This window comes from Actinophytocola sp., from assembly GCF_009379765.1.
Lineage (GTDB): Bacteria > Actinomycetota > Actinomycetes > Mycobacteriales > Pseudonocardiaceae > Actinophytocola.
The window spans coordinates 12,161-39,119 of sequence record NZ_WHTD01000020.1 but is presented as its reverse complement, the minus strand read 5'-3'; the positions used below and the strand labels follow the sequence as shown (position 1 = coordinate 39,119).

The 26,959-nt window shown below is 71.1% G+C and carries 26 protein-coding genes; 8 read left to right on the top strand and 18 right to left on the bottom strand.

Features of this window, described 5'->3' with window-relative positions; translation table 11 throughout:
• Positions 1 to 2 precede the first annotated feature (2 nt).
• The gene (gene pgk / locus GEV28_RS08700) at positions 3 to 1,214 is read left to right on the top strand and encodes a phosphoglycerate kinase (RefSeq protein WP_291410463.1); all 1,212 of its coding nucleotides are present in this window, start codon (positions 3 to 5) and stop codon (positions 1,212 to 1,214) included.
• Entirely contained in the window at positions 1,211 to 1,996 is a 786-nt protein-coding gene (tpiA, locus tag GEV28_RS08695; RefSeq protein ID WP_291410460.1) for a triose-phosphate isomerase, read from the top strand. Before pgk ends, tpiA begins: the two co-directional genes overlap by 4 nt.
• A gap of 18 nt (positions 1,997 to 2,014) precedes the next feature.
• Here tpiA and GEV28_RS08690 read toward each other — a convergent pair whose 3' ends face one another.
• Positions 2,015 to 3,163: a beta-1,3-glucanase family protein gene (locus tag GEV28_RS08690; protein WP_291410458.1), complete on the bottom strand. Its 1,149-nt coding sequence runs from the start codon at positions 3,161 to 3,163 to the stop codon at positions 2,015 to 2,017.
• A 247-nt stretch (positions 3,164 to 3,410) separates the two neighbouring features.
• Between GEV28_RS08690 and secG the strand changes: the two genes are divergently transcribed.
• Together secG and GEV28_RS08680 are read left to right on the top strand one after the other, a co-directional pair.
• On the top strand, positions 3,411 to 3,644 hold the full coding sequence (secG, locus tag GEV28_RS08685; protein WP_291410541.1) for a preprotein translocase subunit SecG: 234 nt from the start codon (positions 3,411 to 3,413) through the stop codon (positions 3,642 to 3,644).
• Positions 3,645 to 3,720: 76 nt separating this feature from the next.
• Complete coding sequence (locus GEV28_RS08680) at positions 3,721 to 4,062, top strand: RNA polymerase-binding protein RbpA (RefSeq protein WP_291410456.1); 342 nt, start codon at positions 3,721 to 3,723, stop codon at positions 4,060 to 4,062.
• A gap of 180 nt (positions 4,063 to 4,242) precedes the next feature.
• Here GEV28_RS08680 and GEV28_RS08675 read toward each other — a convergent pair whose 3' ends face one another.
• The 7 genes from GEV28_RS08675 to tkt all read right to left on the bottom strand — a co-directional run bounded on the left by GEV28_RS08675 (position 4,243) and on the right by tkt (position 14,114).
• A complete protein-coding gene (locus GEV28_RS08675; RefSeq protein ID WP_291410454.1) occupies positions 4,243 to 5,499 on the bottom strand; it encodes a histidine kinase in 1,257 nt (418 codons plus the stop codon).
• A gap of 373 nt (positions 5,500 to 5,872) precedes the next feature.
• Complete coding sequence (pgl, locus tag GEV28_RS08670) at positions 5,873 to 6,652, bottom strand: 6-phosphogluconolactonase (RefSeq protein WP_291410452.1); 780 nt, start codon at positions 6,650 to 6,652, stop codon at positions 5,873 to 5,875.
• Positions 6,649 to 7,716: a glucose-6-phosphate dehydrogenase assembly protein OpcA gene (gene opcA / locus GEV28_RS08665; protein WP_291410450.1), complete on the bottom strand. Its 1,068-nt coding sequence runs from the start codon at positions 7,714 to 7,716 to the stop codon at positions 6,649 to 6,651. The genes pgl and opcA overlap by 4 nt, the downstream gene beginning before the upstream one ends.
• Entirely contained in the window at positions 7,713 to 9,242 is a 1,530-nt protein-coding gene (gene zwf / locus GEV28_RS08660; RefSeq protein WP_291410449.1) for a glucose-6-phosphate dehydrogenase, read from the bottom strand. The genes opcA and zwf overlap by 4 nt, the downstream gene beginning before the upstream one ends.
• Positions 9,239 to 10,870, bottom strand: a complete 1,632-nt coding sequence (locus tag GEV28_RS08655) for a glucose-6-phosphate isomerase (RefSeq protein WP_291410448.1) — start codon at positions 10,868 to 10,870, stop codon at positions 9,239 to 9,241. Before GEV28_RS08655 ends, zwf begins: the two co-directional genes overlap by 4 nt.
• A gap of 8 nt (positions 10,871 to 10,878) precedes the next feature.
• Complete coding sequence (gene tal, locus GEV28_RS08650; RefSeq protein ID WP_291410446.1) at positions 10,879 to 11,997, bottom strand: transaldolase; 1,119 nt, start codon at positions 11,995 to 11,997, stop codon at positions 10,879 to 10,881.
• Positions 11,994 to 14,114, bottom strand: coding sequence for a transketolase (gene tkt / locus GEV28_RS08645; RefSeq protein ID WP_291410444.1), 2,121 nt, complete (start codon positions 14,112 to 14,114; stop codon positions 11,994 to 11,996). The genes tal and tkt overlap by 4 nt, the downstream gene beginning before the upstream one ends.
• A gap of 206 nt (positions 14,115 to 14,320) precedes the next feature.
• On the opposite strand from tkt, the gene GEV28_RS08640 reads away from it, so the two are divergent.
• The 3 genes from GEV28_RS08640 to GEV28_RS08630 all read left to right on the top strand — a co-directional run bounded on the left by GEV28_RS08640 (position 14,321) and on the right by GEV28_RS08630 (position 16,427).
• The gene (locus tag GEV28_RS08640; RefSeq protein WP_291410442.1) at positions 14,321 to 15,247 is read left to right on the top strand and encodes a heme o synthase; all 927 of its coding nucleotides are present in this window, start codon (positions 14,321 to 14,323) and stop codon (positions 15,245 to 15,247) included.
• 368 nt (positions 15,248 to 15,615) lie between these two features.
• Positions 15,616 to 15,951 carry a helix-turn-helix transcriptional regulator gene (locus tag GEV28_RS08635; RefSeq protein ID WP_291410439.1) on the top strand — a complete coding sequence of 112 codons (336 nt, stop codon included), beginning with the start codon at positions 15,616 to 15,618 and terminating at the stop codon, positions 15,949 to 15,951.
• The gene (locus GEV28_RS08630) at positions 15,948 to 16,427 is read left to right on the top strand and encodes an SRPBCC family protein (protein WP_291410438.1); all 480 of its coding nucleotides are present in this window, start codon (positions 15,948 to 15,950) and stop codon (positions 16,425 to 16,427) included. The genes GEV28_RS08635 and GEV28_RS08630 overlap by 4 nt, the downstream gene beginning before the upstream one ends.
• Before the next feature lie 28 nt (positions 16,428 to 16,455).
• On the opposite strand, the gene GEV28_RS08625 is transcribed toward GEV28_RS08630, so the two are convergent.
• The 3 genes from GEV28_RS08625 to GEV28_RS08615 all read right to left on the bottom strand — a co-directional run bounded on the left by GEV28_RS08625 (position 16,456) and on the right by GEV28_RS08615 (position 18,944).
• Positions 16,456 to 17,199: an HD family phosphohydrolase gene (locus tag GEV28_RS08625; RefSeq protein ID WP_291410436.1), complete on the bottom strand. Its 744-nt coding sequence runs from the start codon at positions 17,197 to 17,199 to the stop codon at positions 16,456 to 16,458.
• Positions 17,200 to 17,288: 89 nt separating this feature from the next.
• Positions 17,289 to 17,927 (bottom strand): hypothetical protein, encoded by a 639-nt coding sequence (locus GEV28_RS08620; RefSeq protein WP_291410435.1) that lies wholly within the window; start codon positions 17,925 to 17,927, stop codon positions 17,289 to 17,291.
• 6 nt (positions 17,928 to 17,933) lie between these two features.
• A complete protein-coding gene (locus GEV28_RS08615; protein ID WP_291410433.1) occupies positions 17,934 to 18,944 on the bottom strand; it encodes a hypothetical protein in 1,011 nt (336 codons plus the stop codon).
• A 175-nt stretch (positions 18,945 to 19,119) separates the two neighbouring features.
• On the opposite strand from GEV28_RS08615, the gene GEV28_RS08610 reads away from it, so the two are divergent.
• Positions 19,120 to 19,725 (top strand): FKBP-type peptidyl-prolyl cis-trans isomerase, encoded by a 606-nt coding sequence (locus tag GEV28_RS08610; protein WP_291410431.1) that lies wholly within the window; start codon positions 19,120 to 19,122, stop codon positions 19,723 to 19,725.
• 34 nt (positions 19,726 to 19,759) lie between these two features.
• Here the strand turns inward: GEV28_RS08610 and GEV28_RS08605 are convergent, their stop codons facing one another.
• The 7 genes from GEV28_RS08605 to mptB form a co-directional block, all read right to left on the bottom strand.
• Positions 19,760 to 20,731: a quinone oxidoreductase gene (locus tag GEV28_RS08605; protein WP_291410429.1), complete on the bottom strand. Its 972-nt coding sequence runs from the start codon at positions 20,729 to 20,731 to the stop codon at positions 19,760 to 19,762.
• Between the two features lie 48 nt (positions 20,732 to 20,779).
• Positions 20,780 to 21,736, bottom strand: a complete 957-nt coding sequence (locus GEV28_RS08600; RefSeq protein ID WP_291410539.1) for an acyl-CoA desaturase — start codon at positions 21,734 to 21,736, stop codon at positions 20,780 to 20,782.
• Positions 21,737 to 21,818: 82 nt separating this feature from the next.
• Positions 21,819 to 22,790: a COX15/CtaA family protein gene (locus GEV28_RS08595; protein ID WP_291410427.1), complete on the bottom strand. Its 972-nt coding sequence runs from the start codon at positions 22,788 to 22,790 to the stop codon at positions 21,819 to 21,821.
• 46 nt (positions 22,791 to 22,836) lie between these two features.
• The gene (locus tag GEV28_RS08590) at positions 22,837 to 23,553 is read right to left on the bottom strand and encodes an ABC transporter permease (RefSeq protein ID WP_291410537.1); all 717 of its coding nucleotides are present in this window, start codon (positions 23,551 to 23,553) and stop codon (positions 22,837 to 22,839) included.
• Positions 23,554 to 23,615: 62 nt separating this feature from the next.
• On the bottom strand, positions 23,616 to 24,551 hold the full coding sequence (locus tag GEV28_RS08585; protein WP_291410426.1) for an ABC transporter ATP-binding protein: 936 nt from the start codon (positions 24,549 to 24,551) through the stop codon (positions 23,616 to 23,618).
• Positions 24,552 to 24,574: 23 nt separating this feature from the next.
• The gene (locus tag GEV28_RS08580; protein WP_291410424.1) at positions 24,575 to 25,216 is read right to left on the bottom strand and encodes a DUF6058 family natural product biosynthesis protein; all 642 of its coding nucleotides are present in this window, start codon (positions 25,214 to 25,216) and stop codon (positions 24,575 to 24,577) included.
• Between the two features lie 10 nt (positions 25,217 to 25,226).
• Entirely contained in the window at positions 25,227 to 26,843 is a 1,617-nt protein-coding gene (gene mptB, locus GEV28_RS08575) for a polyprenol phosphomannose-dependent alpha 1,6 mannosyltransferase MptB (protein WP_291410423.1), read from the bottom strand.
• Between the last annotated feature and the right edge of the window lie 116 nt (positions 26,844 to 26,959).

Here is a 26,959-nt window from a genome sequence, read left to right as displayed (position 1 = left end):
CTGTGCGGACTCTCGACGATCTGCTCGCCGAGGGTGTCTCGGGTCGGCGGGTGCTCGTGCGCGCCGACCTGAACGTCCCGCTCGGCAGTGATGACGGGGTCGACCGCATCACCGACGACGGCCGGATCCGGGCGTCGCTGCCCACCATCCGGCGGCTGGCCGAGGCCGGCGCGCGCGTGGTGGTCACGGCGCACCTGGGCCGGCCCAAGGGCGCACCCGACCCGACGTACTCGCTCGAGCCGGTCGCCGCGCGGCTCGGTGAGCTGCTCGGCACGGCCGTGCCGCTCGCCGGCGACCTCGTCGGCGACTCCGCCAGGTCCACTGTGGACGGTCTGGCCGACGGTGGTGTGGCGCTGCTGGAGAACGTCCGGTTCGACGCGCGCGAGACCAGCAAGGACGACGCCGAGCGGGCCGCGCTGGCCGTCGAGCTTGCCGCACTGGTCGGCGAGTCCGGGGTGTTCGTGTCCGACGGGTTCGGCGTGGTGCACCGCAAGCAGGCCTCGGTGTTCGACGTGGCCCGGGCGCTGCCCGGCTACGCGGGCGGCCTGGTGCTGGCCGAGCTCGAGGTGCTGCGGCGGCTGACCGGCACGCCGGACCGGCCGTACGTGGTGGTGCTCGGTGGTTCGAAGGTCTCCGACAAGCTCGCGGTCATCGAGTCGCTGCTGCCCAAGGTCGACCGGCTGCTCGTCGGCGGCGGCATGTGCTTCACGTTCATGGCCGCCGAGGGCCTCGGGGTCGGTGACTCGCTGCTCGAGGCCGACATGATCGACACCTGCAAGCGGCTGCTGGCGGAGTCCGGCGACAAGATCGTGCTGCCGGCCGACGTCGTGATCGCCGACAAGTTCGCCGCGGACGCGAGTACCGAGTCGGTGCCCGCCGAGCGGCTGCGCGAGGGTTGGATGGGCCTGGACATCGGGTCGACCACGGCCGAGCGGTACGGCGAGGTGCTGGCCGGGGCGGGCACGGTGTTCTGGAACGGGCCGATGGGCGTGTTCGAGCTGGCGCCGTTCGCCGAGGGCACCCGGGCGGTGGCGCGGTCCATTGTGGACTCGGACGCGTACAGTGTGGTCGGCGGCGGCGACTCGGCGGCCGCGGTGCGCGCGTTGGGCCTGCCCGAGGACGGCTTCTCGCACATCTCGACCGGCGGCGGCGCGTCGCTGGAGTTCCTGGAGGGCAAGGAACTTCCGGGTATCGCGGTCCTGGAGGGATCATGACTCGTCAGGTGCTCATCGCCGGCAACTGGAAGATGAACCTCAACCACCTCGAGGCCATCGCCATGGTGCAGAAGATCGCGTTCTCGTTGCCGGAGAAGTACTTCGCCAAGGTCGAGGTCGCGGTGCTGCCTCCCTTCACCGACATCCGCAGCGTCCAGACGCTGGTGAACGGCGACAGGCTCAAGCTCCGCTACGGCGCGCAGGACATCTCGCGGTACGACTCGGGCGCCTACACCGGCGAGGTGTCCGGCCCGATGCTCGCCAAGCTCGGCTGCAGCTACGTGACGGTCGGGCACTCCGAGCGCCGCGAGCACCACGCCGAGACCGACGACCTGGTCAACGCCAAGGTCAAGGCCGCGCTCAAGCACGACGTGTCGCCGATCCTATGCGTGGGTGAGCAGTTGGACGTCCGCGAGGCGGGCGAGCACGTCGAGCACACCACCGCGCAGCTCATCGCCGGGCTCAAGGGCCTCAAGACCGAGCAGGTCACCAAGGTCGTGCTCGCGTACGAGCCGGTGTGGGCCATCGGCACCGGCCGGGTGGCCACCCCCGCCGACGCGCAGGAGGTGTGCGCGGCCCTGCGCGCCAAGCTCGCGGAGAAGTACGGCCAGGAGATCGCCGACGACGTCCGGGTCCTGTACGGCGGCTCGGTGAAGTCCGGCAACATCGGTGAGCTGGTGAAGCAGGAGGACATCGACGGCGCCCTCGTAGGCGGCGCGAGCCTGGACGTCGAGGAGTTCACCAAGCTCTGCGCCCTGGCCGCCGGCGGCCCCCTCCCGTAACCCCCAGCCCTCGCGGGGCTAGAAGGGGGTGATGGTGACGGCCATCGAGGTGGGGGCCCCGTCCTCGATGTAAGAGGCGTGCTCGCACACGTCGTCGAAGGCGAAGCCGTACGCCTGACCGTCCACGGTGTTCTCGTGCATGACCCGCGCGTAGTGGTTGGTGACGCCGTCCCGGTAGTACTGGCCGGCGTCGGCGAGCGGCTGCGCGCCGGTGTCGGTCAGCACGCTCCGGTTGAACCCCGCGCCCAGCGCCGCCGCCACCGGTCCGGTGACGCCGTCGTTGGGTGCGGCGAGCGCGCCGTCGCAGAACAGCACGTCCCGGGTCGACGGCTTGTCGAACGGCTTCACCCCGCCGGAGAACACGAACTGCGAGCCGGTGACCTGCCCGGTGAACGTGGTCGCGCCGGCCGTCACGGTCATCGTGCTCGACTGGTAGTGCGACCAGACCTCGTCGACGTACCCGGCGAAGTAGTCCGCCGCGAACAGCCCCGCGTCGAGCCCGTGACCCGGCGCGATCACCCGCAGGCCGCCCGCCAGCACCAGACCGCCGAAGCCCTGCTGGGCGGCGAGCGCGGCGAACACCGCGGCCCGGCCGCCGTCCCGCAGCCGCCCGGTGGTCTGCTGCTGCGTGCCGGACAGCGAGATCGCGAGCGGCACCGACAGCATGTCGACCATCGTGGTGTCGCAGTGCATGCCGGCCGCGTCGTAGGTGAACTCCGCGCAGTCGTGCAGGATCGGGTAGTTCGGGTCGGCGCTCACCCAGCCCGCGGGGTAGGCGAGCGCGTTGCCCGGATTGACCCGGAACTTCAGTTTGTCGCTAATCGCCAGATAGATCCGACCCGACATGCCCTGCGGCAGCGACAGCGTGGTGCCGCCACCCTCCACCGGGAGCGCGTAGTCGGTGTAGCCGTCCGGACCGTTGTCGGCCTCCGACACCGCAACGAGCCGGCCATCGGCCGACAGGTGGCACTGCTGGCCGGTGGCCAGGTCCGTGCCGACGACATACGCCCAGACCGGGTCGCCGGCATGCGAGCCGGACTCGTTGACCAGGGTGAGGGACATGCTGGCGCGTCCCGCGCGGTCCGCGGCGAGGACGGTGTTCACGGCGAGCGGAACGCCGGCGGTCGCGACCGCCAGCCCCCCGAGAAACGTTCGTCGCGTGATCATAGAACTGTTCTCCCTTCCGACAACGGTGCCGGCTGTCCGCAATGGACAGTGGAGGCCACGCAGTCCCTTTGTCCCGAAGGGTCGACCAGCTAGCCGTTGAGTATTGACCAGTTTGTTCCCGTGCGCAACAATCTGCCTCTGATGTTCGGGGGCAGCGTGTAACGATCTCCGACCACCAGGTAACCTGTGGCTTCACCGCGTGCTGAGCGGACTGGCGCGCGGACACTGGCTCGACAGCGAGGATGACATGGTTCTAGCCCTGCAGATTGGTCTGATCGCCACCAGCCTGCTGCTGATCCTGCTGGTGCTGCTGCACCGTGGCCGTGGCGGCGGCCTGTCGTCACTGTTCGGCGGCGGTATGCAGTCGAGCCTGGCCGGTTCGAGCGTCGCGGAGAAGAACCTCGACCGGGCGACGCTGTTCATCGGCGCCGTCTGGCTCATCTGCGTCATCGGGCTCGGCTTGCTCATCAAGGTCGCCTGACCTCTTTCGTGCTTTCGCACGTTACTTGACCTGGCATTTTCCCGCTTTTCAACACCTTGTGGGGGTGTGAAAGTCGATGGCTGGTGGTAGTGCGATTCGAGGTACTCGAGTCGGCGCTGGTCCCATGGGTGAGTCGGAGCGGGGGGAGTCGGCCCCGCGCCGCAGGGTTTCCTACTGGTGCGCCAACGGGCATGAGTCGCGCCCGTCGTTCGCGCTCGACGCCGCGGAGCCGGAGTCGTGGGACTGCCCACGGTGCGGGCTGCCCGGCGGCCGAGACGAGCAGGAGCCGCCGAAGGCCCCGCGCAACGAGCCCTACAAGACGCACCTCGCGTACGTGAAGGAGCGTCGCTCGGACGCCGACGGCGAGGCCATCCTCGCCGAAGCGCTCGCCAAGCTGCGCAAGCAGCGCGAAGGCTGAACCGGCAACGCACGCACAAAGGCCGCCCGCGGGATGTCCGCGCGGGCGGCCTTTGGCATCCGGGGCACCGCCGGTGAGCCCTGGTGGTCCCACCGGCACTGTGCCCCTTGGGTGCCGGCAGGCCGGAGAGGGGGAGGACCGGCCTGCCAGCGCCGTCGGGTCACCGCCGTCGCTCTCGCCTCACCCGGCCAGCGGGTACGTGGCCGCCACCCGGAAACCGCCCTCGGACGTCGGGCCGGCCTGGAACGTGCCGCCGAGGAGCCCAGCTCGCTCCCGGAGACCGATCAGCCCGTGCCCACCCGAGGGCAGCGCCGGTTGTGGCGGGCCCGCCCTGCCGTTGCGCACCTCGACCAGCAGCGTGTCCTGCTGCGCCACCACCTTCACCGACGCGCGCGCCCCGGACGCGTGCTTGCGGACGTTGGTCAGCGCCTCCTGCACGGTGCGGTACACCGCGTGCGACACCGACCTGGGCAACCGCGACGGCTCGGCGTTCACGTCCAGCGCCACCGGCACCGCGTCGCTGCGGAAGTTGCGCACCAGCTCACCCAGCTCGTCCAGCCCCGGCTGGGCACCGTCGGCCTCGTCGCCCGAACGCAGCACGCCGACCAGGTTGCGCAGCTCATCGAGGGTGCGGGTGGACAGCTCGCGGATCGTCATCGCGGTGCCCTTCGCGGCGTCGTCCTTGGTCGCCACCTGCAGCGCACCCGCCTGCATGGCGATGAGCGTGACCTGATGGGACACCACGTCGTGCATCTCGCGCGCGAGCTTGGTCCGCTCGGCCGCCCGCACCGTCTCGGTGTAGAGCGCCTTCTCCCGCTCCCGGCTGTTGGCCAGCTCGGTGATGCGGGCGGAGAGCTCCTGCCGGGCGGTGAAGAGCATGCCGATGGCGATCGGCATACCGGCCACGATGACGCCCCAGATGACGTCCAGCGCGTGCTCGCGCCAGGTCATCGCGACGAACTCGGACAGCGGCCAGATGATGAAGTAGCAGGAGAACACCAGGATCGAGCTGACGACGAGCTGCCAGCTCCAGCCGCGGCGTTTGGCGAGCGTGCCGAGCGCCACCATCGCGGCGAGCTGCGACCAGCCGGTGAGGAACCCCGGCACGGTGACGAGCACCGCCAGGAACGGGACGTGGCGGCGCATCACCATGGCGGCGACCGCGGCCCCGGAGAGCCACAGCGAGTAGCCCGGTGCGTCCTCCGGGATCACCAGCCAGACGTCCAACACGGCGAGCACCACCGCGAACACGTCCGAGGCGATGCCCTTGGCCCGCCGGCTCGCCCGGAACGCGGTGACCCAGCGCGGTAAGGCGCGACTGGTCAATCGCGGCCGGGGAATGAGCCGGAACTCGTCGGCAATGGGAATGAGCGTCGAGGCGACCAGGGCGCTACCTCCTGTCTCTGTTGCGGTGTCCTCCGCCGGTGCGGATCGCATGGGCGGCTCGCGGGTACCAGCGCGTTGTCGCGGCAGCACCGGCCCGGCGAGCGCGCTGTGGCGCGCTCTGGCAGGCTGATGCTGTTGCCGTGGCGACATGTTTCGGCCTCCCTCCGGAGTTTTGCTCCGCACCAATGAAGACAGAGATATCGTCCGATCAGGACGTTTCATTACAGATAACTGTGCTGGAGCAAATCACCAGTTGCCGGTTTGCGTCATTCGGACGCGACGGTCCGCCGAACCGGCGAGCCTTGATAGGCCGGTCAGCTCAGCGCCCGATCCGGGTCGCCGAATGCCCTGAACGCGTCGTTCAGGGCATTCGACGTCGCGGGCGACGCGTTCAGGGCATCGGGGCGCGGATGCCGGGCGGGAGTCAGGCCTGCGGGGGAGAGGGCATGGCGGAGGCCTTCGCCGCCGCGGCCTTGTCCAGCAGCCACAGGGTCCGGCGCTGCCCGCGGGCGCCCGCGGCCGGCAGCGCGATCTCGCCGGCGCCGCCCAGGGCCATCGCCACCGCGGCGGCTTTGCACTCGCCGGTCGTCATCAGCCAGACCTCGGCCGAGCGGCGGATGGCCGGCAGGGTCAGCGAGATCCGGACGGGCGGGGCTTTCGGGCAGTCGCGCACCGCCACGACCGAGCGTTCCGTCTCGTACACGGCCGGGGAGTCCGGGAAGATCGACGCGGTGTGGCCCTCCTCGCCGACGCCCAGCAGACAGACGTCGAAGGCCGGCACCGGGTAGTGGTCCTCCGGGCGCGCCGCGGCCGACAGCAGGGCGGCGTAGGCCTCGGCCGCCGCCTCCGGGTCGTCGCCGTACACGCCGTCGAACGGGGCCATCGCGAACACCCGGGCCGGCACGACCGGCACGTGGTCCAGCAGTGCCGCGCGGGCCTGGGTCTCGTTGCGGTCGGGGTCGCCGGCGGGCAGGAACCGCTCGTCGCCCCAGTAGACGTCCACCCGGGACCAGTCGACGGCGTCCCTGGCCGGCGCCGCGCGCAGCTGCTCCAGCACCGCGACGCCCGTGCGGCCGCCGGTGAGCACCACCGCGGCGGTGCCCCGGGCGGCCTGCGCGTCGACCAGCCGGGTGACCAACCGCGCCGCGGTCGCCGCGGCCAGCAGCTCGGGGCTGCTGTACGCGACGATCCGCGGTGCGGTCACGAGGACGCCTTCGCCGCTGCCTTCGCCGGAGCCTTCGCGGACGAGGACTTGGCCGGCGACTTCGAGCTCGAAGTCTTCGCGGCGGAGGACTTCGCGGCCGGCGTCTTACTGGCAGCCGCCGCCTTGGGCGCGCCAGCCGAGCGGGCCCGCCGGTCCACCTTGCCGAGCGCCTTCAGCGCGGCCTCGTAGATCTCGTCCGCGTCCAGCCGGCGCAGCTCCTCCGCGATGCAGTCGCGCACCGGCCGCCGCTGCAGCGCCACCCGCCGGGTCGGCTGGCCCGGCTGGGTCAGCTCGCCGACCGTGCCGTCCGGCCGGTGCAGCTCCACCGTCCCGGACCGGCGCTCCAGCTCCACCGTCACGATGCCCTCGCCGGACGGGGCCTTGAGTCGCCGGACCGGTAGCCGCAGCCGGGCCGCGAGCCACGCCGCGAGCAGGTCCGCCGACGGCGAGTCGCCCTCGCCGCTGACCGTGGCCGCGGTGACCCGCTCGTACGGCGGCAGGTCCAGCGCCGAGGCGAGCACGGCCCGCCAGAGCGTGAGCCGGGTCCACGCCAGGTCCGTGTCGCCGTCCACATAGGACTTTGCGCGGGCCTCGAGTGCCTTGGTCGGGTTGCGCGAGGCCGCGGCGTCGGTGATCCGCCGCGTCGCGAGCATGCCGATCGGGTCCTTCGCCGGCACGGCCGGTGCCTCGAACGGCCACCACGCCACGACCGGCGCGTCCGGCAGCAGCAGCGGCACCACACACGAGGCGCCCTCGTTGGCGAGCGCGCCGTAGAGCCGCAGCACCACGACCTCGCTCGCGCCGGCGTCGCCGCCGACCCGGATCTGCGCATCCAGCCGGGGCGCGGCCTTCTTCGCGCCCAGGGCGACCACGATCTCCCGGCACGGGTGCTCGCGGCTCGCGTGGTTGGCCGCGTCGATGACCTCCTCGGTGCGCTCGCCGTCGTCGGTGACGATCACCAGCGTGAGCACGCGGCCGATGGTGTTCACCCCACCTTGCTCCCGCAGGTGCACGAGCTTGCTGTTCACCTGCGACGTCGTGGTGGCGGGCAGGTCGATGATCACGGGCGCCTCCAGTGTCGGCCGCTACGGGCGAGCATCTTCGTGGCCGAGTCGGGACCCCACGTGCCGGCCCGGTAGGACTCGGGCTTGCCGTTGGCGTGCCACGACCTGATCACCGGGTCGAGGATCTCCCAGGACCGCTCGACCTCGTCGTTCATCGGGAACAGCGACGGCTCGCCGAGCAGCATGTCCAGGATCAGCCGCTCGTAGGCCTCCGGCGAGGACTCGGTGAACGAGTGGCCGTAGCTGAAGTCCATGTTGACGTCCCGGACCTCCATGGTGCTGCCCGGGACCTTCGAGCCGAACCGCATGGTCACACCCTCGTCCGGCTGGACCCGGAACACCAGGGCGTTCTGGCCGAGCTCCTCGGTGGACGTGTCGTCGAACGGCAGGTGCGGGGCGCGCTTGAACACCACGGCGATCTCGGTGACCCGCCGGCCCAGCCGCTTGCCCGTGCGCAGGTAGAACGGCACCCCGGCCCAGCGGCGGGTGTCCACCGCGAGCTCGATGGCCGCGAAGGTCTCGGTGGTCGAGTCCTTCGCGAAGCCGTCCTCCTCCAGCAGGCCGGGCACCTTCTGCCCACCCTGCCAGCCGCCGGTGTACTGGCCGCGCGCGGTGGTGTCGGAGAACGGGCCGACCGTCTTGGTGGCGGCGAGGATCTTCGCCTTCTCCGCGCGCACCGCCTTGGGGTTGAAGGAGATCGGCTCCTCCATCGCGGTGAGCGCGAGCAGCTGCAGCAGGTGGTTCTGGATGACGTCCCGGGCGGCGCCGATGCCGTCGTAGTAGCCGGCGCGACCGCCGAGGCCGATGTCCTCGGCCATCGTGATCTGCACGTGGTCGACGTAGTTGCCGTTCCAGATCGGCTCGAACAGCTGGTTCGAGAACCGCAGCGCCAGGATGTTCTGCACGGTCTCCTTGCCGAGGTAGTGGTCGATGCGGAACACCGACTCCTCGGGGAAGATCTCGTTGACCACCTTGTTGAGCTGCTTGGCGCTGGCCAGGTCGTGGCCGAAAGGCTTCTCGATGACCACCCGGCGCCACTGGTCCGGCGCGGGCGCGGCGAGGCCCGTGCGGGCCAGCTGCTTGATCACCAACGGGAACGCGGCCGGCGGGATCGACAGGTAGAACGCGTGGTTGCCGGCCGTGCCGCGGACGCGGTCGAGGTCGAGGACCGTGGTGACGAGCCTGTCGAACGCGGCGTCGTCGTCGAACGAGCCCTGCACGAACCGGCACCCCTCGGCCAGCCGGTCCCAGACCGACTGGCGGAAGGGTGTCCTTGCGTGCTGCTTGACCGCGTCGTGCACGACCTGGCCGAAGTCCTCGTCGGCCCAGTCCCGCCGGGCGAAGCCGACCAGCGAGAAGCCCGGCGGCAGCAGGCCGCGGTTGGCCAGGTCGTAGATCGCCGGCATCAGCTTCTTGCGGGACAGGTCGCCGGTGACCCCGAAGATCACCAGGCCGCACGGCCCGGCGATGACGGGCAGCCTCTTGTCCCGCTCGTCCCGCAGCGGGTTCTGCCAGGTGCGCGTCAAACCCCGACCTCCTGAACGGCTTCGACCAGATGAGCGAGACCGGCGGCCCGGTCGGTGAAGTGCAGGCGCAGCACCGGCCGGCCGTGGTCGGCCAGCACCTGGCCGTCGCCGAGCGCCTGTGCCCGCTGCAGGGTGCCGAGCGTGTAGGGCCGGCCCGGCACCGCCAGGTCGTCCGTGACCGCGCCGGTGATCTGCAGGAACACGCCGTTCTGGTGGCCGCCCTTGTGGTACTGCCCGGTGGAGTGCAGGAAGCGCGGTCCCCAGCCGAACGTGGTCTGCACGCCGGTGCGCCGGGCCAGCTCGGCCCGCAGCACGATCGCCGACGCGTCGGCGATCCGGTCCAGGTAGGCCTGGACCGCGACGTAGCCGAAGTCCGGTGTGGTGGCGAGGAACGCCCGCAGCGCCCCGGTCAACGTGCCGGTGCCCTCCGGCAGCAGGCCGTCCTGGGCGAACACCTCGACCGGACCGTCCACAAAGGTCGGCGCGGCGGCGTCCTCGGCGGGCGCGTCGAGCAGCGACCTGGCCGCCTTCTTGGCCGCCTCGACGTCCGGCTGGTCGAACGGGTTGATCGCGAGCAGCCTGCCGACGATCGCGGTAGCGGTCTCCCACAACAGGATCAGCCCGCCGAGGGTGCCCTCGGTGGCCAGCATGAGGCCGTCGGGCTTGGGGCCGATGGCGACCGGGGTGGCGTCCTCCTTGGCGTCGGCGAACCCGGGGCTCTCCGCGTTCTCGACGACCACCGGCAGCAGGCCGGTGCCGTTCTTGCCGGTGGACTCGGCGATGAGCTGTTCGGCCCACTCGCCGAAGCCGGTGATGCCGGAGCCGGTGTCGGCGAGCACCGCCTTCTCCGCCCCGCGGGTGTGTGCCGCGCCGAGCGCGGCGGCCAGCAGCAGCGCCGGGTTGCCGTCGACGTCGGTGGCCAGCTCGTCCGCGGTGTCCGCCGCGTCGTCGATCAGCTTGCGCAGGTCGGCGCCCGCCAGGCCCGACGGCACGAGGCCGAACGCGGTGAGCGCCGAGTAGCGCCCGCCGACGTGCGGATCGGCCAGGAACACCTTGCGGTAGCCCGCTTCCGTGGCCGCCGCCTCGAGCGGCGAGCCGGGGTCGGTGACCACGACGACGCGCGACGCGGCGTCGATCCCCTCCGCGGTGAACGCCTCCTCGAAGATCCGCCGGTGGCTGTCGGTCTCCACAGTGGACCCGGACTTGGACGACACCACCAGCACCGTGCGGGTCAGGTCGCCCTCGAGCGCGTCGGCGATCTGGCCGGGATCGGTGGTGTCCAGCACGACCAGCGGTACGCCGGCGGTGCTCGTGATGACCTCGGGCGCGAGCGACGAGCCGCCCATGCCGGCCAGCACGACCCGGTCGACGCCCTCGGCGTTCAGCTCGGCCCGCAGCGCCTCGATCTCGGCGACCAGTGGCCGCGAGGTCTCGTGCAGCTTCGTCCAGGCCAGCCGGACCGACGCCTCGGGCTCGGCCTCCGGGCCCCACAGCGTGGCGTCCCCGCCGGCGAGCCGCGAGGCGACCTTGTCCGCCACCAGTTGTCCGACCAGCGAGGTCACCTCGGCGACCAGCCGCTCCTGTACCGTCCCGGCCGCGTTCTCCGGCCGTTCCTCCGGCACCGTCATCTGCCTTGTCAGCTCCCTGTCGAGTGTGCGGCCTCGAGTTGGCCGTCGACCGATTCGAGCAGCTCTTCCCAGGACTTCTCGAACTTCTCCACGCCTTCGTTCTCCAGCACCAGGTGCACGTCGTCGATGTCGACGCCGACCGCGGCCAGCTCGTCGAACACCTGCTGAGCATGGGCCTTGGTGCCGGTCACCGTATCGCCGCGGAGGTCCCCGTGGTCGGCAACCGCGTGCAGCGTGTTCTCCGGCATCGTGTTGACCGTGTCGGCGACGACCAGCTCGTCGACGTACAGGGTGTCCTTGTAGTTCGGGTTCTTCACGCCGGTGGACGCCCACAGTGGACGCTGCGGGGTGGCCCCGTCCGCGGCCAGCGCCTGCCAGCGCTCGCTCGCGAGCACCTCCTCGAAGGCCGCGTAGGCCAACCGGGCGTTGGCCACGGCCGCCTTGCCGCGCAGCGCCTTGGCCTCGTCCGAGCCGATCGCGTCGAGCCGCTTGTCCACCTCGGTGTCCACACGGGACACGAAGAACGAGGCGACCGAGGTGAGCTTGGCGATGTCGTGCCCGTTGGCCTTGGCCTGCTCCAGGCCGGCGAGGAACGCGTCCATCACCTCGCGGTAGCGCTGCACCGAGAAGATCAGCGTGACGTTGACGCTGACGCCCTCGGCGAGCGTGCGGGTGATCGCCGGCAGCCCCGCCTCGGTGGCCGGGATCTTCACGTACAGGTTCGGCCGGTCCACGGTCTTCCACAGGTCCAGCGCCTCGGCGACCGTCTTGTCCGTGTCGTTCGCCAGCCGCGGGTCGACCTCGATGGACACCCGGCCGTCGATGCCGCCGGTGGCCTGCCACACGTCGCGGAACAGGTCGCACGCGGTGCGGATGTCGGTGGTGGTGATCTCGCGGACAGCGGCGTCCAGTGACGCGCCGCGCGCGGCGAGCTCGCGTACCTGATCGTCGTAGTCCGACGCGTCGGCCAGCGCCTTCGCGAAGATCGTCGGGTTGCTGGTGACGCCGACCACGTGCTTGGCACGGATCAGCTCCGCCAGGTTGCCGGTGTCGAGCCGGCGCCGGGAGACATCGTCGAGCCAGATGGAAACCCCGGCTTCGGACAGCTGAGCGAGCTTGTCGGTCATGCCTGCCCCTCCAATCGCTGTAGTGAGCGGCGAGCCGCGGCCACGACCGCCTCGGTTGTGAACCCGAACTCGCGGAACAAGGTCTTGTGGTCGGCCGAGGCACCGAAGTGCTCGATGGAGACGACCTCGCCCGCGTCGCCGACGAACCGGTGCCACGGCTGCGCGACGCCGGCCTCGACCGCGACCCTGGCCCGCGCGGCCGGTGGGATCACCGCGTCGCGGTAGGCCTCGTCCTGCGCGTCGAACCACTCCACGGACGGCATCGAGACCACACTTGTTCCAACGCCGTCGGCCTCGAGGATCTTCCGTGCCGCCACCGCCAGCTGCAGCTCGGAGCCTGTGGCGATGAGCACCACGGCGGGTACCCCGCCGCTGGCCGCCGACTCCCTGGCAAGCACGTAGCCGCCCTTCTTGACGCCTTCGGCGGCCAGCTCCTTGGTGCCGTCGAGCACCGGCAGGTTCTGCCGCGTGAGCGCGAGGCCGACGGGCTGGGACGACTGCTCGAGGATCGCCCGCCAAGCGGCCGCCGTCTCGTTGGCGTCGCCGGGCCGGAGCATCACCAGGCCGGGGATGGCCCGCAGCGCGGCGAGCTGCTCGATCGGCTGGTGGGTGGGGCCGTCCTCGCCGAGGCCGATCGAGTCGTGCGTCCAGACGTAGGTGGTGGGCAGGTTCTGCAGCGCGGCCAGCCGCACCGGCGGGCGCATGTAGTCGCTGAACACGAGGAACGTGGCGCCGTACGGGCGGGTGGGGCCGTGCAGCACGATGCCGTTGAGGATGGAGCCCATCGCGTGCTCGCGGACGCCGAAGTGCAGCGTGCGGCCGTACGGGTTGGCGTTCCACTCCTTTGTGGACGCCTCGGTGGGGCCGAACGAGTCGGCGCCCTTCATCGTGGTGTTGTTGCTCTCCGCGAGGTCCGCGGAGCCACCCCACAGCTCGGGCAGCACGTCGGCCAGCGCGGTCAGCACCTGGCCGGACGCCTTGCGGGTGGCCAGACCCTTCTCGTCGGGGTCCCAGCTGGGGAGGCTGTCGGTCCAGCCGTCCGGCAGCCGGTAGGCGGTGGCCCGGTCGAGCAGCTCCTTGCGCTCCGGGTTGGCCCTGGCCCAGGAGTCGAACGCGACCTCCCACTCGGCGCGGGTCTGCTTGCCGCGCTCGGCGACCATCCGGGTGTGCGCGAGCACCTCGGGCTCGACGACGAACTTCTGCGCGGGGTCGAAGCCGAGGATCTTCTTGACCTCGGCGACCTCGCCCTCGCCCAGCGCCGCGCCGTGCGCCTTGCCGGTGTTCATCTTGGTGGGCGCCGGGTAGCCGATGACCGTGCGCAGCACGATGAACGACGGCCTGCCGGTCTCGGCCTTGGCGGCCTCGACGGCGGCCAGGATCGCGGTGACGTCCTCGCCGCCGTCGATGACCTGGACGTGCCAGCCGTAGGCCTCGTAGCGCTTGGCGGTGTCCTCGGACAGCGCGATGTTGGTGTCGTCCTCGATGGAGATCTGGTTGTCGTCGTAGATCACCACGAGGTTGCCGAGCTCCTGGCGGCCGGCGAGCGAGGAGGCCTCGGAGGAGACGCCCTCCTCGATGTCGCCGTCGGAGCCGATCACGTAGATGACGTGGTCGAAGACGCTCTCGCCGGGCGCGGCGTCCGGGTCGAACAGGCCGCGCTCGCGGCGGGCGGCCATGGCCATGCCGACCGAGGAGGCGATGCCCTGGCCGAGCGGGCCGGTGGTGATCTCGACGCCCGCGGTGTGCCCGTGCTCGGGGTGGCCGGGGGTCTTGGAGCCCCACGTGCGCAGCGCGGCGATGTCGTCGATCTCCAAGCCGTAGCCGGAGAGGAAGAGCTGCAGGTAGAGGGTGAGGCTCGAGTGGCCGGCGGAGAGTACGAAGCGGTCCCGGCCGATCCAGTCCGGGTCGTTCGGGTCGTGCCGCATGACGCGCTGGTAGAGCGCGTACGCCGTCGGCGCGAGGCTCATGGCGGTGCCCGGGTGGCCGTTGCCCGCCTCCTGCACCGCGTCGGCGGCGAGGACCCGGATGGTGTCGACGGCACGTTTGTCGAGATCCGTCCAGTCGTCCGGGGTGTTCGGGGTGGTCAAACGGGCGAGTTCGTCACTGCTGATGGACACGGACCAAAGCTCCCATTTACTCGACTGTGTGAACGTACGAGCGGCCCGCGTGTCAGCCCCCTCGACCTGGCGCGACGCGCGTGTCTTCCCTCGTAGTACCTCGTCAGGGCCAAGACTAACGAAGGCACCCGATCCCGGCCGGTCACGGTCACGGAGCTAGGATCCGAACCGTTGCCGAACTGACCATGGGGAGCTGAATGCCGCCGGTGAGCGCTGCCCTCGATGCCGCTCGTGGCACGCGTCGCCGCAAGGACGTGCTGCTGGCTTACATCGCGCTGACCAAGCCGCGGATCATCGAGCTGCTGCTGGTCACCACGGTGCCGGCCATGATGCTGGCCGCCCGCGGCATCCCGTCGCCGTGGCTGGTGTTCGCTACGCTGTTCGGCGGCACGATGGCCGCCGGCTCGGCCAACGCGCTCAACTGCGTGGCCGACGCCGACATCGACGCCGTGATGAAGCGCACCAGTGCGCGGCCGCTTCCTCGTCATCAGGTCCCCACTCGTAACGCGTTGATCTTCGGCGTGACCCTCGGGGTCCTGTCCTTCGCCTGGCTCTGGCCGACCACCAACCTGCTCGCCGCGTCGATGGCCGTAGGCGCCATCCTCTTCTACGTACTCGTGTACACAATGGTTCTGAAGAGGCGGACCGCGCAGAACATCGTGTGGGGCGGGGCGGCCGGCTGCATGCCGGTGGTCATCGGCTGGTCGGCCGTCACCGGCTCCGTGGGGTGGCCCGCACTCGTCATGTTCGGCGTCATCTTCTTCTGGACGCCGCCACACTTCTGGGCCTTGGCGATGAAGTTCCGCGACGACTACGCGCGCGCCGGCGTGCCGATGCTCCCGGTCGTCACGACGCCGGACCGGGTCGTCCGCCAGATCGTCACCTACTCGTGGGTGATGGTCCTGTGGACGTTGCTACTCGTGCCCGCCACCGGCTGGGTGTACACGGGCTTCGCGGTGCTCACCGGCGGGTGGTTCCTGGTCGTCGCCCACCGGCTGTACGCCGCGGTGCGCCGGGGCGAGCCGGGCAGGCCGATGAAGCTCTTCCACATGTCGAACACCTACCTGACCCTGGTGTTCGTGGCACTCGCCGTCGACTCCGCCCTGAGCCTCCCCGTCATAGGCCTCCCCTAACCCACCCCCACCCGCCCCCCGCGACCCGCGACCGTGTCGTCCTCTCACGTCGCTGTGTCGTCCCGCGGCGCGGCCGTGTCGTCCTCTCACGTCGCCGTGTCGTCCGGCGGCGCGGCCGTGTCGTCTTCGTGCGTCGCTGAGCCGACTTGGTGCGGCGTCGCGTGGCGCGCGGCATCGCGGAGGGTCGGTCGCGTTGGCACCGCCACCGGTCGACACGCCATAGCCAGGGGGCGACATGGCTGCGCCGCGGGTCGACACGGCGACGCCGCGGGTCGACATGGCTGCGCCAGGGGGCGACATGGTTGCGACAGGGGGCGGGGCGGGGGTGTGGGGCGGTAGCGTTTGGTTATTGAACCTGGAGGTGATGGATGACCGCGGCACTCGACCGGTTGGACGCGACGTTCGCCGCTCTCGCGGATCCGACCAGGCGGGCCATCCTCGCCCGGCTGGCCAGGGGAGACGCCTCGGTCAAGGAGCTGGCGGAGCCGTTCGCCATGACGCAGCCGGCCATCTCCAAGCACCTCAAGGTCCTCGAACGGGCCGGGCTCGTCTCCCGCGGCCGGGACGCCCAGCGGCGGCCGTGCCGGCTGGAGGCCCAGCCGCTCCGGGACGCCACCGAGTGGCTCGTCGGGTACCGCCGGTTCTGGGCCGAGAGCTACGAGCGCCTCGAGGGCCTGCTCGACGAGCTGCGGGAGGAGCGATGAGGCTCGCCACCCCGACCGACCGGGAGATCGTCCTCGTCAAGGAGTTCGCCGCGCCGCGCAAGCTGGTCTTCGACGCCCACACCAGGCCGGAGCTGCTGAAGCGCTGGTTCGGGCCGCACGGCTGGCGGCTCGCGGTCTGCGAGATCGACCTGCGGCCGGGCGGCGCCTGGCACTACCTGATGCGCGGCCCGGCCGGCGCCGAGATGACCCTGCGCGGCACGTACCTGGAGATCGCGCCGCCCGAGCGGCTCGTCACGACGGAGTCCAATGTGGACTGCGAGGCGCGGGCGGCGCACGAGTCGATCGCCAGCATCGTGCTCGTCGAGCACGTCGGCGGCACCACGCTCACCAACACGGTTCGCTTTCCCACCAAGGAGATCCGCGACGCGGTCCTGGAGTCCGGCATGGCTCGCGGCGTCGGCGAGGGCTTCGACCGGCTCGCCGCGCTGCTCACCGAAGGAGCCCCGCTGGCATGAGCTGGGCCATGGAACACGTTCCTGGCGTTCAGCGACCGGGACGGGACCGAGTGGGTCGTGCGGGAGGCACACCGATGATCCCCAGGGAGGTCACGGCGTCGAGCAGCTCGGCGACGTCGTGGTCGTCCAGCGACTCGCGGATGTGCTGCCACAGCATGAGGTTGGTGGCCGCCCAGCGGGAGTAGGCGGCGGCCGCGTCCGGGTTGTAGAAGTAGTAGCCGCCGTCGTGCACGTCCTGCTGCTCGCCGACGATCTTGTCGGCCAGCTCGCGCAGCGTGATGCCGTTCTCCGCGAGGTAGCGGTGCGACAGCATCACCGGGGTCATCGGCAGCGCCTTGAACAGCGTGTCGGCGTCGGACAGCGCCTGCGCCTCCAGGGAGATGTCCGGGCCGCGGTTGGCCATCTCGGCCTCGTTGACGATCTCGTCGATCCGCCGGGCGGTCGGCGCCGGGACGCCGGCACGGGCGAGCACGTCCATCCGCAGCTCGCCGCCCGCGGCCGCGGGGGAGTTGCGGCGCACGAGGTAGTTGACGTCGTGCACGAGCGCGGCGGTCTCGACCACGCTGACCTCGGCCCCGTTGGCCCCGGCGAACCGCACGGCCTTGGCCCGCACGAAGCTGACGTGGTGCCAGCCGTGGAACGGCAGCCGTCCGGCGTGGCGGGAGCACAGCTGGCGCACCAGCGCGTCGACGACCGCCAGCGCGGCCGCCGGCACGGCGGGCGCGACAGTGTTCACCGCCGAGTCGACCAACCCGGCGTCCTCGGTATGCATCCTGCCTCCCCACAGCCGGCCACCGGCCGGCTGCTCGGGGAAACATGGTAGACGCCGCGCGCGGCGGACGCGATGACTCAGCGGCGGACTCAGAGGCGGCTGGCCAGGTGCTTCAGCCGGGTCTCCACCGGCACGTGCCGGTGGCTCTCGTGGGTGCCGGGGTCGTAGGACAGGCTCCAAGGCGTCACCTCGCGCGACTTCACGAGGAACGTCATCGTGCCCTCGGCGGCCCGGGGGATGCGGTGGAAGTCGGACGCGAGCAGGAAGCCGGTCGCGCCGACCGGGCACGGCGTGCTCGCCACCAGCTCGGCCGACCCGACCATCTCGGTGCCGGGGTTGATCGTGGCGGCATACCGTTCGTGCAGGTAGCCGCCGCGCAGGATCGTCGTGCAGAAGTGGTAGCGGTGGTTGTGCACCGAGTCGGCGTAGCCGGCCCGCCAGTCCCGCTGCTCCTTGTACTCGTGCAGCCAGAACGTGAACGGCTCGTCCGGCCGGTCGCGCAGGCACCAGGCGAAGTGGGTGGTCGTCTCGCGGGACCGCGCGGTCATCGCGGCCGCCTGCTCGGTGGGTAACTCGAGCAGGTGGTGTCGCAGGTTGGTCCGCAGGCCCGGCTGCGCCGCCCAGGCGTCGAACCACTTGTCCACGCCGTCCCAGCGCTGGGACAGGTCGAGCTCGGCCGCTCTCAGCTGCTCGGCCAGCTCGCCCAGGACGGAAACCCGGATGGGCACGAGATATCAGCTCCCCAACTCGGCGGTGACGGAAAACTCCCGGAGGAAGTTGTAGAACTCGGCGTTCAGCTCGAGGAACTGCTCCTCGGTCAGCGGTGTGCCGGTGATCTTCTGGAACTGCTTGATGAAGTCCTCGCGCGTGGTGTCCGGCTTGATGACCAGGTGATGGGCGTGCGGCGACGCGGAGATGCGACCGAACTCGGCGCGCTCCATGTTGTAGATGAACGAGCCTTCCGAGAAGCGCAGCGTGCGCGGGAACTCGGTGGTGGCTCGAGCGTCGCTGTAGAGCGTCACCCAGACGCTGTCGTCGAAGATCTCCAGCCGGTCGATCGGCGGGTCGGAGATCACCGTGACCTCCATCCGGGTGCACCGGCTGCGTGCGAGGTAGAGGCCTACGAGCCCGATGCGGATCTCCTCGTGCAACCGGGCGTGGATGGTGTCGTAGTCGACATCCGCCGCCGAGTGCCGGATCAGGTACCTTGTCCGCCCGCTGATCCCGCTCAGGTTGCGCGGGTCGGCGACCACGGCACGGAACTCCCACTCCGCCTTGGACAGCAGCAGCCGCGCCGCCGCGTGCCGCCCGGAGAACCCGCGGAACAGGTACTGCCTGGTCCGCTGCAGGTCCTGCATCATCAGCTTGTTGAAGGCGGGGTCGGGCTCGGCGGTGGGCTCGAACACGTGAGTGGGGAAGAACTCGCGGTTCATCGAGCGGTACTCGGCGGACAGGTCGCGCAGCGCCTGGCGGCTCTCGTCGATGAGTGGCGTGAGCATGGCCCGCTGGGTCGCGGTCGCGGTGATGAGCGTCTGGCCGAAGCCGACGATGGCCGAGACCAGGGTGCCGGTGGCGACCGCGGTGAGCAGGTTCTTGCCGGCACCGGGGGCCATGCCGCTGGTGGCGATCATCGCCACCCCCGATGTCACCAACAAGATCAGGAGTAGGAGGCCGGTTCTAGTCCAGAAGATCTCTTGAATCGGGTTCTTGCGGAGGCCCTTGGCATCCGCGGACAACAGCTTCACCTCCTTGGCGGGCGCCCGATCGGACGAATGCTCTGCGTATTTGATCGAGCGCGGAGAGCAACTCTACCGCCGAGGCCGGGTAGGAGATATAGGCGAAACGAGTGACCGCAACGATTACCGATAGCTGCCGTTCGGCCCCGAAGCGCGCCCTTTAAGCTGGCGAACCATGCGCAACGTGAGCAAGGTCCTTGTCGTGGTGGCAACCGTGATGGGTGCGTTGACCCTCGGTGGGTGCGTCAGCGGCGAGCAGCGCTCGAGCGAGCCGCCCGGTGACACCGTCAGCTTCCCGCCGCCGAGCGCGCCGGAGGAGGCGCCGCCGGAGGAGTCGAGCGAGCCGCCCGCGAACTCGGGGGTGAACACCGCGGTCGAGTGCACGGCCGAGGACATCACGGTGACCGGTGCCGCGGACCAGCACCCGGAGATCACGTTGCCGGACAACTGCTCGGCGCCCACCAAGCTGATCGTCGCGGACCTGGCGCCGGGCACCGGGCCGGAGGCCGTGGAGGGCGCGGCGATGCAGGCCAACTACGCGCTGACCGCGTGGTCGAGCGGCGAGGAGATCGAGACCTCCTACCCGCCGTCGGGTCAGGGGCCGCTGCCGATCGACACCGTCGGTTCCGGGCTGATCGAGGCCTGGAACCAGGGCCTGGTGGGCATGCGCCAGGGCGGTCGGCGGCTGATCGTGGCGCCGCCGGAGCTCGCGTACGCGGGGTCCGGCAACGAGCTGGAGAACGAGACCCTGGTGTTCGTCGTCGACGCCGTGCAGGTGACCCCGGCCTGAGCCGGCCGCGCCGACCTTTCCTCGGGCCGGTGGATCACGGGATGAGCAGCAGCTTCCCGGTGGTCCGCCGGCCTTCGAGGTCTTCGTGGGCCTTGCGGGCGTCGGCGAGCGGGTAGCGGTGGCCGACGCGGACGTTGATCCGCCCGGCCGATATCGCGGCGAACAGCTCGTCGCAGCGCCAGCGGAACTCCTCCGCCGTCGCGATGTGGTGGGCGAGCGTGGGCCGGGTGAGGAACACCGAGCCGGCCGCGTTGAGCCGCTGCGGGTCGACCGGCGGCACCGCGCCGCTGGACGCGCCGAACAGGGCGAGCGTGCCGCGCCGCGCGAGGCTGGCGAGGCTGCGGTCGAAGGTGTCCTTGCCGACCCCGTCGTACACCGCGGCGACGCCCGCGCCGCCGGTGAGGCGCGCGACCTCCTCGGCGAAGTCGGTCTCGGTGTAGCGGATGACCTCGTCCGCGCCGGCCTCGCGGGCGAGCTCTTCCTTCGCCGCGGTGGACACCGTGCCGATCACCCGGCCGCCGCGGGACTTCGCGGCCTGCACGAGCAGCAGGCCGACCCCGCCCGCGGCGGCGTGGACGAGCACGGTGTCGCCTGGCTTCACCGGGTAGGTGGACGTGACCAGGTAGTGCGCGGTGACGCCTTGCAGCATCGCCGCCGCGGCGGTCTCGTCGTCGATGCCGTCGGGGACGGTGAACGCCTTGGTCGCCGGCACGACGGCCCGCCGCGCGTAGGAACCTGCCGCGTCGGCCCAGGCGACGTGGTCACCGACGGCGATGTCGGTGACGTCCGGGCCGACCGCGCAGACCACCCCGGCGCCTTCGACGCCGGGCGTGAACGGCAGGTCCTTCGGGTAGATCCCGCGGCGGTGGTAGGTGTCGATGTAGTTGACGCCTGCCGCGGCGACGTCCACCAGCACCTCACCCGTGCCGGGGACCGGTGGCTCGACCTGGGCCGGCTCGAGCACCTCCGGTCCGCCGGTGGCACGAACCACTACCGCGTCAGCCACGTCGTCCTCCAGGTCGTCTCCGCGTTGATCCAGAGCCCTTCCCGGACCCTATCCCGCGGCGGCGACTCTCTTCGCGGCGAGCCGTTCCGGATTCGGCCACCGGACGTTGGTGGCCCAGCCGAGCTTCTCGAAGATCCAGATGACCCGCGCGGAGATGTCGAGCTGGCCCCGCAGCACGCCGTGCCGGGCGCCCGTCGGGTCCGCGTGGTGGGAGTTGTGCCAGGACTCACCCATGGACAGGATCGCGAGCGGCCAGAAGTTGGCGGCCTTGTCCCGGCTCTCGAACGGCCGCGAGCCGACCATGTGGCAGATCGAGTTGACCGACCACGTGACGTGGTGCAGGAACGCGATGCGGACCAGCCCGGCCCAGAAGAGCGCGGTGAGCCCGCCCCACCAGGACCACGTGATGACCGCGCCGAGCACGCCCGGGAGCGCGATCGTGACCACGGTCAGCGGGATGAACAGCTTGTCCGCGAGCCGGATGTCGGGGTCGGCGATGAGGTCGGGGGCGAAACGGTCGGCGTTGGTCTGGTCGCGCTCGAAGAGCCAACCCATGTGCGCGTGCCAGAAACCCTTGGCGATGGCGGCGGGGGAGGTGCCGAAGAGCCAGGGGGAGTGCGGGTCGCCCTCACGGTCGGAGAAGGCGTGGTGGCGGCGGTGGTCGGCGACCCAGGCGATGACCGAGCCCTGGGAGGCCAGGCCGCCGGCGAGGGCCAGCGCGATCCGCAGCGGGCGCTTGGCCTTGAAGGAGCCGTGCGTGAAGTAGCGGTGGTAGCCGACGGTCACGCCGAGCGAGGAGACGAGGTAGAAGCCCGTGGCGAGGCCGATGTCGGCCCAGCCGAGGCCCCACCCCCAGGCCAGCGGCACGGCCGCGACGAGGGCGAGGAAGGGGATGAGGATGAAGAGCTTCACGACGTACGTCTCCGGCAGCGAGCGCCGGCGACCGATCAGGGGTTTTGGTTCGGGGCGGGGTTCTTCGCGCGTCGGCGAGAGCGTGGATGTGATGGGTTCGGAGACCTCGTATCTCGGCCGGGACGCGGCCTGTCAACGTACCTACGGTTACGTAGCCGTAGGTTCCCCGTCCACGTTAGGTGGTCTGTGGCTCCTTCGCCACAATCCCCGCGTCGCCTTTACGCGTCGCGATGTCCCGGTCGCGAACCCCGCACCACAGCGACGCGGTGGCGACGATGACCGACATCGCGCCGAGCACGTGCAGGGACACCAGCATCTCCGGGACTCCGGTCCAGAACTGGACGAGCCCGATGGTGCCCTGCGCGAGGACGACCGCCAGCAGGATCTGGTAACGCCGCCACGGCGGGTTGGTGGTGCCGCGGAGATGGAACCCGAGCAGCACGAGCGAGCCCAGGAACGTGTAGAGGAACGCGGCGTGCACGTGGGCCAGCGTCTCGACCGGGATGTCGAGCCTCGGTGTGGCCGGGTCGCCGCCGTGCGGTCCGGCGCCGGTGACCATGGTGCCGGTGACGAGGATGCCGACGAGCAGGACGGTCTGCACCGACAGCCACGTGGCGAGCGTCTTGTTGACGGCGGGCGGCGTCGCCGGGACGCCGTCGCGGGGGACGGAGTGGACGAACAGGGTGGCGAGCCACACCATCACCGTGGAGGCGAGCAGGTGCACCGCCACGCTCCACCAGACCAGGTCGAGGCGCACGGTGATGCCGCCGAGGACGGCCTGGACGACGACGCCGACCGGCATCGCGATGCCGAGGCGGAGGTAGCGCCGGTCGCGCGGCTTGTGCAGGATCGCGAGGATCATGGCCGCGCCGGCGATGATCCCGACCACGCCGGTGAACAACCGGTTGCCGTACTCGATCCACTGGTTGAGCGTGTCGTACTCGGGATGCTCGACGGGCACCATGCTGCCGGGGAAGCACTCCGGCCAGGTGGGGCAGCCGAGCCCGGACCCGGTGACCCGGACGATGGCCCCGGTCATCGCGATGAGCGCCTGGGTCGTGACGACGGCTACGGCGACGCCCAGCTGGAGCCGGCGACCGGGGCTGGGCAGACGCGAGATGCGGGCCTGCAAGGACGAGAACGGCACCGCCCGATCGTAGGCAACCGCACCTGAGAGCCCTGGGCGGGGGACACTAGGACAGCTTGGTGGTCCGCACGGCGAGCAGGCCTGCGGCGGCGCCCCAGCCGGCGAGCACGGCGAAGACGGACCAGCCGGGCACCGACCCGTCGACGAGCGCGGCCCGCATGCCCTCGGCCAGCGCGCCGGAGGGCAGGAGGTTGACCACCGTCGCGAACCCGTCGGGCATCGAGTCGGCCGGCACCGCGAGACCGCCGGCGAGCAGCAGGACGAACCAGACGATGTTGGCCAGCCCGAGCACGATCTCGGCCTTCAACGCGCCGCCGAGCAGGACCCCGAGCGCTCCGAACGACAGTGTGCCCAAGATCACCAGCAGCACGGCCCACGCCACGCCGGCGGCGGACGGTGACCAGCCGAGCAGCGCCGCCACCACCGCGAGCACGACGAGCTGCACGGCCACGACGACGAGCCCCGCGACGGCCCGCCCGCACACGAGCAGCCAGCGCGGCAGCGCGGTGGCCGCGAGCCGCTTGAGCACGCCGTACCGCCGGTCGAACCCGAGCGCGATGGCTTGTCCGGTGAACGCGGAGGACATCACGGCGAGCGCGAAGATCCGCGGCGCCACCGAGTCGATCCGCGGCTCGGGCACGGAGAAGATGTCGAGGACGGTGAGCCCGATGAGCAGCGCGAGCGGGATCAGCAGGGTGAGCAGGACCTGCTCGCTGTTGCGCAGCGTCAGGACCGCCTCGGTCCGCACGTGGGTGACCAGCATGCGGCCGACCCGACCCCGGCCGGGAGCGGGGGTGAAGGTGCCGGCCGGGAAGGTGGTGGTCACTAGCGCAGCTCCCGCCCGGTCAGCTCCAGGAACACGTCCTCCAGGCTGCGCCTTCCGACGTGCAGCTCCTCGGCCAGGACGCCCTGCTGCGCGCACCACGTCGTCACCGCCGACACGATCTGCGGGTCGACGCGGCCGGACAGCAGGTACGAGCCCGGCGTCGGCTCGTCGATGCGGCAGCCGTCCGGTAGCGCCGCGCACAGCTGGCTCGTGTCCATGCCCGCGCGGGCCCGGAAGCGCAGCTGTGCCGATTCGGGTTGCTCGGCGGTGAGCTGCCGCGGGCTGCCCTCGGCCACCACGCGGCCGCGGTCGATGATCACCACCTGGTCGGCGAGCTCCTCGGCTTCCTCCATGGCGTGCGTGGTGAGCAGGACGCTCACCCCGTCCGTACGCAGCGCCGTCACCAGCTCCCACACCAGCCGCCGGGCCTGCGGGTCCAGCCCGGAGGTCGGCTCGTCCAGGAACACCAGCTCCGGCCGCCCCACCAGCGCGCACGCCAGCGACAGCCGCTGCTGCTGCCCGCCGGACAGCCGCTTGTACGGGGTCCGCCGCGCGGTCGCCAGCCCGAGCACGTCGATGAGCCAGGCCGGGTCGATCGGGTCGGCCGCGCACGCGGCGACCAGCGTGAGCATCTCCTCGGCCCGCACCCCCGGGTAGGCGCCACCGCCCTGTGGCATCACGCCGATGCGCGGCCGCAGCCGCTCGCTCTGCGTGGCCGGGTCGAGGCCGAGCACCCGCACGGAACCCGCGTCGCGGCGCAGGAAACCCTCGCAGATCTCGATGGTGGTGGTCTTGCCGGCGCCGTTGGGTCCGAGCAGTGCGAGCACCTGCCCCCGGTCGACGCGCAGGCTCAGGCCGTCGACCGCGGTGGTGGCCCCGAAGCGCTTGGCCAGTCCCGACACGTCGACGGCGGGAACAGGGGTGCTGGGGCTCACGACGCTAAGGCTATGACGTGGCGCTAGACCATCGACTCACGCCCCTCGAAGGCCTTTCCGAAGGCTGCGGGGTACCGCTCGCGCATCCGGTCGATGTGCCGACCACGGCTGGTGTCGGCCCAGCGTTGCCGGTCGAAATCGGTGAACGGCCGCTCGATCTCGTCGAGGGCGTCCACCGTGGCGCGCAACTGCTCCCGCCACGCGACATCGCCGCCGGCCGGCGTCTCGACCAGCGCCTCGATCCGGCGGATCAGCCGGTTCTTCTCGGCCATCGACTCCGGCGTGACCGAACGCAGGCACACGCCGAACTGGCCGGTGAGATAACCCGCCCAGTCCTCGTCGGCGTCGGCGTCGGCCGACGGGGAGGTGGCCGAGGCCGCCAGGTACCGCGCGCGGAACCGTGCGGGCAGCGCGTCCACCCCGCCGGCCTCGTCGACCAGCGCGAAGTAGTCCGGCGGGAACCGCGCCTCGCCGCTGGGCAGCACGTATGTGGCCTGCGGTAACCGACCGCCGGAGATCAACGCCTGGACCTCGGCGACGCTCTGCGCCCGGCCCTCGCAGAGCTGGCCGAGCGTGCGGTACTCGGCGAGGACGTATCGAATGTCCGACTCGGACAGGGTCGGCTCGGACTGGGTCGGCTCGGTGAAAGTCGGCTTGCTCACCATGGCCAGGAGGCTATGCGGGGGCACCGACAATTTTGCCCGAGCCGCTCCACGGCCGGCTCGGGATGTACTTGCGGACCAGGAACAACGCCAGGATGACCACGATCGCCGCGGCGAGGTAGGTGTACGCCAGCTGGAAGGTGCGGCCCTCGAATGTCGTCCCCGTCGGCGGCAGCGCCACCGCGAAGGCCGCGCTGATCGCCGTAGCCATCGTGCGGAACCGGATGTTGCCGGCGGCCACCGCGAGCGGGAGTGCCGCCCACAACAGGTACCAGGGCTGCACCGTCGCGCCGAACACCAGCACCGCGCCGAGCGCCGCGCCGAGCTCGATCATCGGCCGCAGCCGCCACCGGAAGCTGTCCAGCAGCAGCTTGGCGGCCAGCAGCGGGCCGAGCACGGTGCCGACCATCCGGCTGACCGTGATCGCCGCGTCGATGTGGTTGCCGAGGCCGAGGGCGATGCCGAGGCCCCCGGCGCCGAACCCGAGCGCGGTCATCGGGGCCATCCAGCTCTTGATGGAGTTGGCCGTGTTCAGCGTCGTCGCCCAGCCGTAGCCCAGCCCGCTGCCCAGCGAGGCGATCGTGAGCACGGTCAGGAACAGCACCATCAACACCGCCCCGGTGCCGAACAGGTGAGTCCACCGGCCGCCGCGCCGCCGCGCGATCATCACGCCGAGGAAGCCGAGTGCGAGCGCCGCCGGGATCTTCACCGCCGCCGCCAGCGTGATGACGGTCGCGCCGATCGCGTACCAGAGGAGCTCACCCTGCTGCCACGGCGGGAACGGCCCGTTCGGGGTGACTCTGGGCATCCGGCGCAGCGCGAGCTCGATGCCGACCAGCATCAGCCCTATGGCCAGCGACTCGTTGTGCACGCCCACGATCAGGTGGAACAGCACCAGCGGGTTGGCCGCGCCGAGCCACAGCGCGCTGACCGGGTTGATGCCGAACCGCCGGGCGAGCCGTGGCAGCGCCCACACGATCATCGCGAACCCGATGATCGCGAGCAGCCGGTGGAACGCCACCCCCATCACCACGTGGTCGCCGGTGATCCAGGTGATGCCCTTGCCGATGGTGATGAACAGCGGCCCGTACGGCGACGGCGTGTCCCGCCACATCGTCGGCACGCTCGACGTCAGCGGGTCGCCGTTGCCCAGCGCCTCGGCCGGCCCGACCGTGTAGGGGTCGAGACCTCGTGCGGCGATCTCGCTCTGCGCCAGGTAGCTGTAGACGTCCTTGGAGAACATCGGGACGGTGAACACGAGCGGCGCGGTCCACATGAGCAGCGTGCGGGCCATCTGCGGCACCGACACCATCCGCTCGCGGCCGGGCATCGACAGCCGGCCCAGACCCAGCCAGGCCAGCACGATCATGAACACGCCGGTGAACGCGAGTGCGATCGACACCGTGGTCATCCGGCTGAACAGGCTGAAGAACGGCAGGCTCCACACCGGGTTGAACACCGGCGCGGCACCCGCGCCCAGCGACCCGACGGCCAGCAGCAGCGAGCCGACCGTGCCGAACCGCCGCACGACGTCGAGCTGCCTGCACTCGCGGTCGTCCAGAGCGCCGGTCGAGCCGGTGTCGGACGTGTCCCCGTCCAGCTCCTCGCGCACCGTGTCTCCCGCCACCACGGGTGAAGCGTATCGAGCCCGTGAGCGGGAGTGACGGAGCGTTCGCTGTCTGGACGGAGCGAGCCATTGGACGGCGGGGCAGCGAGTAGCGGAGGAACGAAGCGAACCATGAATAC